Origin of the sequence: Grimontia sp. AD028 (assembly GCF_000973155.1) — a bacterium.
Classification (GTDB): domain Bacteria; phylum Pseudomonadota; class Gammaproteobacteria; order Enterobacterales; family Vibrionaceae; genus Enterovibrio; species Enterovibrio indicus.
Window position 1 is genome coordinate 37017 of the sequence record NZ_LASY01000036.1, and the last position, 12774, is coordinate 49790.

Genomic DNA, 12774 nt, shown 5'->3' on the forward strand with positions numbered 1-12774 from the left:
AGTGTTACCCTCAATATTTTTTAATAATTTCAATGATGTCTTGTGTGTTCATCGCTTCGGTGACGGCTAAAACGTCTTCATCGGAGCAGAAGAACTCAGAGATTTTGGTGATGAGCTCGATGTGCTGATCGCTGTCTTTTGCAGCCAACAGAAGCAGCAGTTTCACCGGGTCGTTTTCTTCACTGTGGAACTCGACGCCATTGCGGACGACGAGCAGGGAAAGCGCGTTATTGTTCACGCCCTGTTCCGGGCGGGCATGTGGCATGGCAATCATTGGTGCCAGCACGTAATAAGGGCCAAGCGACTCAGTGGTGTCGATAATGGCAGACTGGTAATCAGGCTCGATATCGCCGGATTTCACTAAAGGCGCACACACCTGATGAATGGCGTCTTTCCAGTCAGAAACGGAATCTACCACCGCTATGCGGTGCTCGGAGAGTAAGGTTGAAAGCATACATACCACCATGCTTATACAGCTAATAAGTTGTCTATACAGGTGGCAATGTAGCGGTTTGAAAACCACTTTTTCGTGATGGAGGTCTAACCTGTTGCCGGATACTTTTGCAATATCTCCACAGTGTTTTCATGGTCACAATGGCGACTTATTTCGTATCACATTCGTATTAAAGTGAGATCTTCTGACGAGTATTGGGAATGACTTGATGATATGTGCGTGAGTGCTTATGTGAATTCAGGGTTATTTTTGCATCGATGTCCGTATAGAAGTTTGCCAAAGCGTTAACGCCGCGATCTGGGCTAGTATGTTAATTGTGTGGTTAATCAATAAGCGGCAACCTATCGCTAATAAAAATGAAACCACCTTTGTAGTCAGCCAGAATTAAGGGGCGGTTTATGCTTTACCAATTCAACGCAACCTATATGGATGCCATCAAGCCTTTGAACAGTTGGGTCAAATTTATCAGGGATGTGAATGCCGCGCCCTGGAACCCAATGAAAACCTCTCCGGTAACCCGAACGCTTGATGCCTCCATGGAGCTGGTGGAGCGGCTGACAGACTGCTACGACGAACCTGCTTGGGGGCTTGATACCACCGTCATCAACGGCGAGAAGCTTGCGATTCAATACAATGTGATTGCCAATAAGCCTTTCTGTAATCTGCTGCATTTCCGCCGCAGCAAAGCGCAACCTAATCAGCCTAAAGTGTTGTTTGTCGCGCCGCTTTCCGGTCATTTTGCCACGCTATTGCGCGGCACCATTGATGCCTTCCTGCCGGATCACGATGTGTATGTCACCGACTGGCGTAATGCCCGCGATGTGCCGCTCACAGAAGGGGAGTTCCACTTCGATGATTATGTGGATTATTTGGTCGAGTTCTTAGAGCTTCTGGGGCCAGACACCCATGCCATTGCGGTATGCCAGCCGAGTGTACCGCTGATGGTGGCGACAGCGCTGATGTCCGCCGAGAAGAATCCTGCCGCGCCTGCAACAGTGACCTTGATGGGCGGCCCTATTGATACCCGCATCAATCCCACCGAAGTGAATGATTACGCCAGCGGCAAGGACTTGGAGTGGTTTGAGTCTAACGTGATTTGTACTGTGCCCGAGCAATACGAAGGTGCAGGACAAGTGGTGTATCCGGGGTTTGTTCAGCTTTCGGGTTTTATGTCGATGAATCTTGATACCCATGTGCAAAAGCACTTTAAGTTTTTCGGCGATCTGGTCAAAGGTGATGGTGATAACGCGGAAGCGCACCGCAAGTTCTACAACGAATACTTGGCGGTGATGGATTTGCCTGCTCATTACTACCTCGACACCATCCGCAAGGTGTTTTTGGAACATGACCTGCCAAACGGCACCATGACTTATCGCGGCAAACCCATCAATCTTGCTGCCATTAAAAAGACAGCACTCCTGACCATTGAAGGGGAGCTGGATGATATTACCGGCCGAGGTCAAACAGCTGCTGCGCTCGACATCTGCCCTGGCATCCCTAAATCCAAGAAAATGCATTACGAGCAAAAAGGCGTCGGCCATTACGGTATATTCAACGGCCGCCGCTACCGCGAGGCGATAGCGCCGAAGATCAAAGGGTTTATTAAGAAGTACAATCCGAAGATGGTAAAGGCGGCATAGCCCATTCTTACACGCCAGTGGAGAAAACACTTTTGCCACTGGCGTGATTCTGTTCCTTCATGATCGTCGCTATAAAAGAAACAAAACGGTTTGAGAAGGAACAGCGGATGTTACGAAAACTACTTCCCGTCATTGTGATGCTGGCAGGAGTTGTCAGCATTTCCACGGCCGATGCCCATGGCCCATCAAGGCTAAAAGTCTCTGAGTCAGTCACCATCAATGCCCCGGCTGACAAAGTTTGGAAAACCGTAGGAGCTTTCGACAGTCTTTCCTGGTTGCCACCTGTGACCAAAGTGGTCATGGAATCAGGAAACCCGACCGAGAAAGGGGCGGTGCGTGTAGTGTATGTGGGCGATCAAAGTGTGACGGAAGAGATCAAACGCTACAACCCTGACGCCATGATGCTCAAATACAAGATCACCAAAGAAAACACAGCCCTGTTGCCCGTCACCAATTACCAGTCCACCATCAAAGTGAAAGCAGAAGGTGACAAAAGTGTGGTGACGTGGAAGGCCGGATTCTACCGTGGCTATCCGAACAACGATCCGCCTGAAAACCTCAACGATGCAACAGCCATTTCAGCCATCACCGGCCTCTATAAAGCGGGGTTAGACAACCTGAAAGCAGAGATGGAAAAGTAAGATTTACTCCCATTTAACCCCATCCTTGGTTCTCCCGTTTAAAGGGAAGGACACAACCGGTCTTGGCTCACCCTTTTCAGGGGAGAGGCGAGGAGGGGTTATCTTCTTCAACTCAATTCCTGAGAGCCGCCACCGCTGACAGTCAGCACCTGACCACTCACCCAAGACGCCGCTGGCGAGCACAGAAACAGTGCGGCCAGCGCAATATCATCGGTTTTCCCAAGCCTTCCGAGTGGCGTGTGTTTCAGCATGGCTTTTTCAATATCCGGGGTGAGCACTTTCTCCAGCGCCGCAGTGCGGATTGCCCCCGGCGCAATAGCATTCACGCGAATGCCCTTGGTCCCCAAATCAAAAGCGGTATTGCGGGTGAGGTGATTGATAGCGGCTTTTGAAGAGCCATAAGACGCCATCATCCAGTTTTTATTTTCACCAGCCATCGAACTGATATTAAGCACCGCGCCTCCGCCGGCTTTTTCCATTTCCGGCGCGCAAAGCTGCATCAACCTGAAAGGGGCAAACACATTGAGTTGATACGCCCACTCAAAGTCTGCCATTGGCATGTCGAAGGGTTTTGGGCCGCCACCGCCTGCATTGTTGGCAAGGATAGTCACCTTGCCAAATGTCGTGACAGCACGTTCAACCAAAGCGGCTCTGTCTTCTACTTTGGTGACGTTGCAGGCTGCGGCGATAGCATGTCTGCCCGTCGCATTGATATTGCAGGCGACTTCGTTAGCGGCATCCAAATCGAGATCGCTGACCACCACCTCTGCGCCTGCATCAGCAAACACTTCTGCTATCCGGCGACCAATCCCGGCGGCTGCGCCAGTGACAATGGCGACTTGACCATCAAGGCTGAACTGTTGAATGACTGACATGACAAACCCTCATTGAAAAGAGATGCATTGAGCCTAGATGTGGGGGGCAGAAGCGCGCGCGTTATTCTTGATACAAAGCGGGATGGAGGAAATGGGAAGGAGAGTTTTTGGGAAAAGAAAGCAAAGAAGGAGCCTTGTGGCTCCTTCTCTCAATCTGGTGTGTTATCCCGCGTAGCGGAAGTAATCCAGACCCTCGACATTACTGGTGATCTCTTTGGAGATGATTTGCGCCAGCAGATGACCAGAGCCGCATGCCATGGTCCAGCCAAGCGTGCCGTGACCTGTATTGGTGAACAGATTGTCGAACGGTGTTTTACCAATCAGCGGCGTGCCGTCTGGCGTCATCGGGCGGAAACCCGTCCAGAACTCGGCTTTGTCGAAATCGCCACTGTGAGGGAACAGATCTTTTACCACCATGGAAATCGTCGCTTTGCGCTTTTCCGGAATAGAAGGGTCGAAGCCTGCCAACTCAGCGGTGCCTGCGACGCGGATACGATCGTCAAAGCGGGTCAGGGCGACTTTGTAGGTTTCGTCCATCACTGTTGATGTCGGTGCCTGCGTTTCGTCAGTGATTGGCACGGTGAGCGAGTAACCTTTCACCGGGTACACAGGAATGCTCAGGCCGAGACTTGCCATAAATTTGGTCGAGTAGCTGCCCATCGCGACCACATAAGCGTCTGCTTCCAGTTCGCCTTTGTCCGTCACCACGCTGACAATGCGGGTGCCTTCGCGTTTCACACTCTTCACTTCGGTGTCGAACATAAACTCCACGCCGTGTGCTTTGGCAAGCTCAGTCATTTGTTGGCAGAACAGGTAGCAATCACCCGTTTCGTCATCCGGCAGGTAGAGACCGCCTGTCAGCTTGTGGCTCACAGATGCCAATCCCGGCTCTTGCTTGATGCAATCTTCGACCGTCATACGCTGATAACGGGTGCCGCTTTGCTCCAGAAGGGCGATGTCTTTTTCCACCGCATCAAGTTGCTTCTGATTACGGAAGATTTGCAGTGTGCCTTTCTGACGGCCTTGATATTCGATGTTGTGCTTGTCACGAAGCGCGAGCAGACACTCTCGGCTGTGGTTAGCAATGCCCAGCATGCGCGACTTGTTCACCTGATAACGATCAAGCTGACAGTTAGACAGCATTTGTGTCGCCCATTTGATCAGCTGTGGATCCAGCGTCGGCTTCACCTTCAGCGGTGCGTGTTCCTCCATCAGCCAGCGAATGGCCTTTTGCGGAATACCGGGTGCCGCCCAAGGGGAGGAGTAGCCATAGGAAATTTGCCCAGCATTGGCGAAACTGGTTTCTTCGCCCGCTTTAGATTGGCGATCAACAACAGTGACTTTGTAGCCTGCCTGCTGTAAATACCAGGCGCTCATTAAACCGACAACGCCACTTCCCAATACCAGTGCTTTCATGATTATTCTCCCCAATCAGACAGGGCGAGTTTGCGTTGTTTACATAACCCTAACAATCGATTTAAATTAATCACTGTGTATAGAATTTCTAAAAGCAAAGATGCAAACACTCAAAAGCCAACATCTCGGTGCCCTTTATACTTTTTCGGAAGTTGGGAGGCACAACACATTAACCAGTGCCGCTAAAGCCATGCACCTGACTACTGGGGCGGTTAGCCAACAGTTACTGCAGCTGGAGCAGCAGTTGGGTTTCACTCTGCTTGAACGTCACTCCCGTGGTATTCGTCTGACCGAAAAGGGTAAACAGCTTCACCAGAATGTGAGTTTCCATTTAGCAGAAATTGATGCGGAAATCGCCAGCTTGCAACGTAACACCGGAAAGAAACAGGAAATCCGCCTCAAGCTCACGCCCTCTTTTGCGTTCAAATGGCTGGTGCCAAAACTCGAAAGCTTCCACGACGTTTACCCCGACATTCAGGTACAAATTTTCGCCGAAGGCGCACTGGTGAACGCCGACACGCGGGACTTTGATCTTGCCATCGACTATCGCCCACACACCTTCAAACATCCGAATACCGAACTTCTGCTGGACGAATACCTGCTGCCGGTGATGAACCCAAGATATCTGGAGCGTCACCAGTGGCTGCAAAACGATGCTGGTAAATCCGAATATTGGCAAGGCGTCACTTTGCTGCACGATGCCATGCCGTGGGAAAAAGCCGAGAAAGATTTGGAGTGGAGAAACTGGGCCAAAGCAATGCAGCTTTCAGTACCCACCGACCGCGGCCACTTCTTCAACCGGACTGATATGGCCATGTCAGCCGCCGAAGCAGGTGTAGGCATCGCCATGGCGCGGATGGCGCTTATCGACAATGAGCTGGCAACGGGAAGGTTGGTGTCACCGTTTTCGCCCATCAAAGCCAACGCAGGGTATTACCTGATCAGCAATGTGCAGGACGAAAGCACAGAGAGCTTTGTGAAATGGTTGGAGGGGATGATTGGGTAGGGCTGATTAAAGCCCTATTTGTTTCCATCAAAAGGCGTATCAGACTGTTGCGCTTTTCCTCGGTATAGAACGACGCCGTAATCTTCTATTTCGGGGATATACTCCCAGCGTTTTTCTGGATCTTCTGAAATCGTGCACACACCATCTGGTAGCCAGCAAAATTCAGTGTAGAAGATGCCAATGTTCGGTCCGTTCAAAATTATTCTGACTCTGCTGCCTTTTGGATACCCATCATAAGCTTCTCTCCGAAAGGCCTGAATGTTTGACTCCAATTGAGCTGGGTTTTCTATCTTATGCTGGAGTGCGTAGTAATTGTATTTCCAGTCTTCCCAATCGTCTTCTGGGTTAATAGTTTCCTGCCAATTAGCAGTAACTTGCGCGGGTAGTTCGACATTGTCATCTGCTGTTGAACCATCAAGGTCAACAACCTCATAACTGCTGACTTCTCCATGCTGAACCATTTCCCAATCCAATCTGCGTGTATCAAAAGGGGACTTTGGAAAGGCTGTTGCCGATGCTTCACCTAAGCCATCGAAAAGAACGACAACATCTGCCCCTCCTTTAGGATCTTTAACAACCCACCCATTGGGGTCAGCATTAATTTTGGGAGTGCAATCAGCTACTTTGGAGTAGCATCCCAGAGAATACAGTAGCATGGCTCTTTCGCCATCGACTACAAACTGCATGAGTGAATAAGGGCTTTTGAAGTTTTCGTAATAGGCATCCAGCGTTTCAATTTTTTGTCTAGCTAGTTCACTGTCAACAGGAGATGCGATATGAAAAAAACGGGCGTGAACCTTTGCTTCAGGAGCTCCCTTTTTGGCCCAGTAGCCTTCAATATGTGAAGGAATACCTATTCCTCCCAGATCGGCGGTTGCGCCAGGGAAGCTGCTTACCGCACCAAACCCGAAACCAGAGCCTCCGCCTGACACATCAGTGACCCGAATGGTTGGTAGGCTATAGGGGCCATCTAAGCTACCTGCACTATTCAATTTCGCTGTTAGGCGTTGTTCATCTGAACAGCCCCAAAAGATTATAAATAGTGGTAATACAAGAAGGTATTTATTTATCGCTATGCGCAATTAATTCCCCTTTACCTTCAAACAATACAACAGCATAACGGCCGAGTTCGTCAAAGTAGCGCCAGCGGTTTTGTGGGTCTTCGGCGACTTTGCATTTCTCTCCGATTTTTTCAGTGAGACAGGCTGCACTGTAGGTAATGAGCAGACGGTCGTTTTTGGCGAAAACGTCAAAGGTACTGGATTTCAAATAACCATCAGTGGCTTTGCGGTAGGCTTGGATTGTCTTTTCATTGTCTGAGGGGGAGTTCAAATCGCTACTCAACTGATAGCGATCAAATACCCATTGAGAATAGTCTGCGTCAGGGTTTGTTTTCTTCGCCCAAGAAATATCAAAGGAAGATGGAAGCTCTACACTATCACCTAAAGTTTTTGGCTCTCCGTTTTTATTTTTAAGCTCAAGCTCAGTGATATTAGTACTAGCGATACTCTTTGCTCTGATTAGTCTTTGATCATAAGGAGAGGCAGGAAAAGCAGTTTGAGAAACGTTTCCTTTCCCTGAATACAACATGACGACGTCAGTATTCCCATCCGGGCTCGGTTGTATCCACCCATTCGGGTCTGAACCATCTTTTTTTGAACAATCGTCATAAACTTCGAAGCATTTAAATGTGTAGAGGACCTGAATCTGAGCTTTGTTTACAACAACTTGAATAGTTCCAGGTTTATCTTTTAACGCTGTGTACGCACCTCTGAGAGTTTTGATTTTTTGGCTCGCAAGTTTGGCGTCAATAGTGTTATCGAGGTGGTAATACGCTGCTGGATGCGGGGAAGCCTCGGAAGGTTTACTCCAGTATGCTGAGATGTGAGCTGGAACCCCCAATCCTGATATACCAGCACTTGCTCCTGGGTAGCCGTTAACTGAGCCATACCCGAGGTTTGAAAAGGCACCCGAAGTATCTGTGATCAATACATCACGGATACTGTAAGTACCATCTAAAGTGCCAGCATTGCCAAATTTTGCGTTTAGAAACTGCTCATCAGAACAACCAAAAACGAGTGATGCCATGCAGAATACAAGAAGGTACTTATTAATCACTTTGAGCAACTAAAGTTCCTTTTCCTTCAAACAATACAACGGCATAACGACCAAGCTCGTCAAAGTAGCGCCAGCGATTTTGTGGGTCTTCGGCGACTTTGCAGCGCTCTCCGGGGGTGTCGGTTAAGCAAGCCGCACTATAAGTGATAAAGAGATTTTCATTTTCAGCAAAGATATCAAATGTGCTGGTTTTGACATAACCGTTCATGGCGTTGCGATAGGCATGAATACTTTCTTCCATAGTATCCAGTGCAGAAAGGTTACCAGTGAGTTTGTAGTTATCGAATTGCCATTGGGAATATTCAGCGTCTGGATTTAGCTTCTTCCGCCAAATTACGGAGAATGTAGCAGGTAATACAATCTGGTCGTTGACTTCGTGGTTTGCTAAATCGATATCCTGAAGAGTGGCTTCGCTGACAACTGTTTCACCTACGTTGACGGCTCTTATTATGCGGTTGTCATATGGGGATTTTGGGAAGGGCTTAAGTGAAGTCTCTCCATTACCAGAGAAGAGCACAACGACATCAGTAATATCTTTCGGGCTTCTCACTATCCATCCGTTTGGATCGCTTCCCTCTTTTTTGGAGCAGTCATCAGAAGAGTTGAAGCAGTTGAAAGTATACAAAATTTTCAGATGAGCATTGTCTACTACGACTTGTACAGCTGCCCCTGAATGCTCAAAGTTTTTATAAGCGTTCTTGAGCGTTTTTATTTTTCTTAGAGCCAGTTTGCTGTCTATTGCACTATCAATTCGATAATAGATTGGGGAGTCTGTTGTTGATTCAGGGTCCTTGCTCCAGTAACCCTTGACGTGAGTTGGTATGCCTAAACCTGAAATGGTTGCGTAAGCGCCAGGATAGCTACTTACAAAACCATAAGCAAAATCTGAGAACCCACCAGATGTATCAGAAACAACCATTTCTTTAATGCCGTAGGGGCCGTCTGTGCTCCCTGCATTTCCAAACTTAGCTCTAGGGACGCTGTCATCCGTACAACCTGCAAAAGGGATTAATGCCAAAAGCATTGTCAGACTGATTAAGATTCTACTCATTATCAAAAATCTCCCTGTACATATTCCCTTTCGAATCTCGGTTAACGTCGTTTGCAAGTGCAGCTCTGATATTTGAGAAACCGGGGTTTATTAGAGGGTCATGAGGCCTGTGTATCCAAAGAAGCTTATTTGGCGCTATTTCACTTTCCCAGTGGCTTGCATTGACTTGCCCAGGCTCTATTGCCAATAGTTTTGCATTAAGTGAGGAGAATTCGGCATGTTCATTGAAGTCTTGAGGCATTTCATAGTTGCTCATTTGCCATTGGATGCCAGCAATTGCACCTTGTTGCCTCATTCTTTCCTGTGCCAAGCCTTGAAGTCCATTATTGATTGGTTGAAGCCTGTAGTAATACAGGGTATTTCCAACATTTTTAACACGGCCATATTGCGTTGGATTTTTGAAGTTTTTTTGCACTTCTTTATCCCAAAATTTTTCTTCACGGCTGGCTAGCATATACATATCTCTAGGTTGCAACCCGATATGCTTGGTTGTTTTTAACAATTCTCTGTTGTAAGTGTCATTAATAGGGAAATCTAGGTGCTCTGGTAGCCCCTTTTTTCCATATTGGGACATAGAAGGGTAACCGCCACCAACATCTGCATGAGCTCCCGGATATACCTCTTCGAAGAAGTTTTCGGCCAATTCACCATCAATCTTCAATGAGGTTAATGGGAAGTTCTCTCTGTATTCATGGTGAGCTGTTATGTGATAAACAGTTTCAGCACTAGAAGGTGAAAGGACTAAATTAAAACCATCTTCATCATTGTCTCCAGGGATACCGAAGGAACCAACTGTATCGAATAGGCCAACAAAACGAACGCTGACACTTCTCGATTTGTCGATATAGTAGTGGCACCGTCTACCTGCTCTTGTGTGCTCGCTGCTCAAAAGGTGAGGGACAACATCGACACTAAATTGATCCTGCTTTTGACGACGATGATGACGTGGTCCGTGACTGGGCTTTGGGGGAGGTACAGGAGAGTTGTAATCAGGGAATCCGACATTTGCTGCATTGACGAAATGACGAGCCAACGCAGCTCCACGACTAAACCCGAAAACATCAAATTCTATGTGATTGATATTTTCATAGTGTCCAGTTTCTTCGAGGGACTTTGTGATACTCCTTAACGCTCCAATAAGAGATGTCCACTTATCAAAAGCATCTGAGTCACCAAAGAAATCCCAAGAGCCGGTGGCCATGCCTGTTAGCTCCATATCTTCGTCATTGTCTATCGCTTTGATCGCTTCTTCAAGGGAATCAAAGTCTAGGGTACCCACCCCTGAAACATAGATTTTGGCGATTTCACCTTCCTTTTCAGGATAAGCTTCAAACAGTCTTGCTATATTGGTGCGGGAAGCATTGCCTCTTCCTTCCTTGTACTTATCGTTCTCCAGATTATTCCCCGTCCCATCAAAGAACACCCCGATGGTGAGTTTATTATTTGGCAACTTTTTGATGTTAACCACCGGCAACCCACTCTCTACCAATCGTTCATTGTTGATGGCTTTGAGTGTTGAACCGTTTAGCAGGCGTTCTTTATGATCGTAGACGACGTCAACTGGCGCATTGTAGGTTTTCGGTTTGTAGGGCTTCTTGGAGGCCGTCGTGGCTTTCTTGGCATCAAGCAGGCTCGGGACGTCTATCATCACGCCATGCTCACTCAGCCATTGGTCATTCACATTACCCAGTTGCTCAATCGTGATTGGGCTGTCGAGATAGATAAGATGCTGGTCAATAACGACTTTGCTGTCGATTTTCCAGTAGAGCAGGATCGCGCCCTGGTATTTATTCAGCCCGTTCTCTGTGTTCAGGCTAAATGGCGTTGAACGTGTAGCCTGAAATGCCCAGCGGCCTTCACCGAGAATTTTGTATTCCTGAACCAGCTTCTTTTTGTGGAAATGGTAGAAGTAACCTTCAGTTGGAAAGCCTAAACGGTCGCCAAGTTGAAGGGCAGGGATCACCGGAATAAACGCTTCCCGAACGGCGTCTGTGCCTTTGGGTTTGAGCTTAACAGGAGGCTGGTTACTCACGCCTTTTTCTGCACTCGCAACTTTAGCGATAAGTTTACGGGGCGTGTCGTCAGTGGCTTTGGCAGAAAAAACCGTCCCCATTTCAGAAGGCTTGGTTTCCCAGCTGACAATGCTTGCTTCCTTCTGCGTTTTACCTAGCGCAAATTGACACCCCACTTCGCTGGCAAGTACCTCTTCCGAGCAGGCAACCTCAAACAGATATTCATAATCCTGTGCAGGCTTTTCCTGTTTTTCTTCCACTTTAGGTTCAGGGGTGTAAGGCGCTTCGGCAGGAGCTTGAGATTCGGAACCCGAGCGAGAGGTAAAACCTTTTGCTTTTGTCCGGGACGTCAGCGCAGATTTGGCTTCAGGGGAAAAGCTGGATTCGGCATCAGGGTTCACCTGCCAAACCTTATCACCCATCGAGTCAGTTGTGGATTTCAGAGCTGGCGTGACAGGCGCATCACTCAGTAATACATACTCGCCAGATGCGAGCTGAGATTGGAACTTTTGAATGGTGACACCTTGAGGCACCGCGGCTTCCAATGCCCGTTCACTCAGTGTCGAAAATCCACCTTCAACTTTGCCGAACTCGTACGATGCAAGTTCGGTCATTTTTACAACCCTGTACGCCACTGACTCTTCCCTGATTTGCTTTTGTTTTTGGTTAAATACCGAACAAACGAGAGCAGCACAACGAAGCGAAAGCAAAACCGAAAGGCAGATCAAACAGGGGCAATTTCTTGCTCAATTTCTTGGCAGGAAGCGGCTAGGAGAGGGACTAATTCAACCCAAACTCAGACACGAATTTGCTCTTAAGATACATATCCGTCGATTGTTTCAGCCAGTTCGGATTTTGCTTAAACCAGCTATCGAGAAGTGGCATCACTTGCTGCTCTTTCATGCCTGCATTAACACCTGACGAATAGAGTAATCGGAGCAAGGTGATATCCAGCGTTGTCATCACATTGTTTTTAGAACCATCGTTAAAGATGGAAGGGAAGACCTTGTCAGAGTCATTCGGCAATCCCATCGCCTGCGTCAGTTCTTCGACCACACAGGCGAACAGCTTGCCGCGTTCGCGGGCGAGATCGACCGGGATAACAATCAGTGCTTCTTCGATTTCTGCCTGAGGTGATGAAGAAAAGTGCGCCATGCAGATAGCACCGCGAAATGGAAAGTCTTTCTGTTTCGGCCAAAGTTCGCGGGTCTCGTTCTGCCAGCGGCTCTGACGGGTAAACACCATGCGGAGGTTAGCGTTTTCCTGCGAATTCACCACCTTGATGTCGTGGCCCGTTGCCCGCACCAAATCTTCAATCTGGGTATTGGCCAGCATGCTATGAAGCTCTTTGTCACCGACGCGATGGTCAATATAGATACGTATCGGCTTTTGCCACTTGCGGACAGGGTGCTGGTGATTGTCATACTCATTGCTGAGGGCAATGATTTTAAAGGCCCTTTTGACATACTCAGGGTCATTCCATTTTGCCAGAGCGGGGGCAGACAGCAGTGACAGCATCAGCCCCCAGATAAGAATTCGCATTTGGCTCTCCGTGGCCCAT

The 12774-nt window shown here is 48.2% G+C and carries 11 protein-coding genes; 3 read left to right on the forward strand and 8 right to left on the reverse strand.

Annotated features, from left to right (window positions below):
- Positions 1-10 precede the first annotated feature (10 nt).
- Positions 11-454 (reverse strand): PTS sugar transporter subunit IIA, encoded by a 444-nt coding sequence (locus RN22_RS09195; RefSeq protein WP_046304031.1) that lies wholly within the window; start codon positions 452-454, stop codon positions 11-13.
- Between the two features lie 398 nt (positions 455-852).
- On the opposite strand from RN22_RS09195, the gene RN22_RS09200 reads away from it, so the two are divergent.
- Positions 853-2094 (forward strand): polyhydroxyalkanoate depolymerase, encoded by a 1242-nt coding sequence (locus tag RN22_RS09200; protein ID WP_046304032.1) that lies wholly within the window; start codon positions 853-855, stop codon positions 2092-2094.
- A 107-nt stretch (positions 2095-2201) separates the two neighbouring features.
- Entirely contained in the window at positions 2202-2735 is a 534-nt protein-coding gene (locus tag RN22_RS09205) for an SRPBCC family protein (RefSeq protein WP_046304033.1), read from the forward strand.
- A gap of 107 nt (positions 2736-2842) precedes the next feature.
- Here RN22_RS09205 and hdhA read toward each other — a convergent pair whose 3' ends face one another.
- On the reverse strand, positions 2843-3610 hold the full coding sequence (gene hdhA / locus RN22_RS09210) for a 7-alpha-hydroxysteroid dehydrogenase (protein WP_046304034.1): 768 nt from the start codon (positions 3608-3610) through the stop codon (positions 2843-2845).
- Between the two features lie 162 nt (positions 3611-3772).
- The gene (locus RN22_RS09215; RefSeq protein WP_046304035.1) at positions 3773-5026 is read right to left on the reverse strand and encodes a D-amino acid dehydrogenase; all 1254 of its coding nucleotides are present in this window, start codon (positions 5024-5026) and stop codon (positions 3773-3775) included.
- A 100-nt stretch (positions 5027-5126) separates the two neighbouring features.
- On the opposite strand from RN22_RS09215, the gene RN22_RS09220 reads away from it, so the two are divergent.
- Positions 5127-6032 (forward strand): LysR substrate-binding domain-containing protein, encoded by a 906-nt coding sequence (locus RN22_RS09220; protein ID WP_046304036.1) that lies wholly within the window; start codon positions 5127-5129, stop codon positions 6030-6032.
- Between the two features lie 14 nt (positions 6033-6046).
- On the opposite strand, the gene RN22_RS25115 is transcribed toward RN22_RS09220, so the two are convergent.
- From RN22_RS25115 to RN22_RS09245, 5 genes are all read right to left on the reverse strand, one after another.
- A complete protein-coding gene (locus RN22_RS25115) occupies positions 6047-7114 on the reverse strand; it encodes a hypothetical protein (protein WP_197076275.1) in 1068 nt (355 codons plus the stop codon).
- Complete coding sequence (locus tag RN22_RS24485; RefSeq protein ID WP_052737513.1) at positions 7095-8159, reverse strand: hypothetical protein; 1065 nt, start codon at positions 8157-8159, stop codon at positions 7095-7097. The genes RN22_RS25115 and RN22_RS24485 overlap by 20 nt, the downstream gene beginning before the upstream one ends.
- Entirely contained in the window at positions 8143-9201 is a 1059-nt protein-coding gene (locus tag RN22_RS24975) for a hypothetical protein (RefSeq protein ID WP_052737514.1), read from the reverse strand. The genes RN22_RS24485 and RN22_RS24975 overlap by 17 nt, the downstream gene beginning before the upstream one ends.
- Positions 9194-11827 carry a DUF2235 domain-containing protein gene (locus tag RN22_RS25435; RefSeq protein ID WP_082111388.1) on the reverse strand — a complete coding sequence of 878 codons (2634 nt, stop codon included), beginning with the start codon at positions 11825-11827 and terminating at the stop codon, positions 9194-9196. Before RN22_RS25435 ends, RN22_RS24975 begins: the two co-directional genes overlap by 8 nt.
- A 166-nt stretch (positions 11828-11993) precedes the next feature.
- Positions 11994-12755 carry a DUF2927 domain-containing protein gene (locus RN22_RS09245; RefSeq protein ID WP_046304037.1) on the reverse strand — a complete coding sequence of 254 codons (762 nt, stop codon included), beginning with the start codon at positions 12753-12755 and terminating at the stop codon, positions 11994-11996.
- Between the last annotated feature and the right edge of the window lie 19 nt (positions 12756-12774).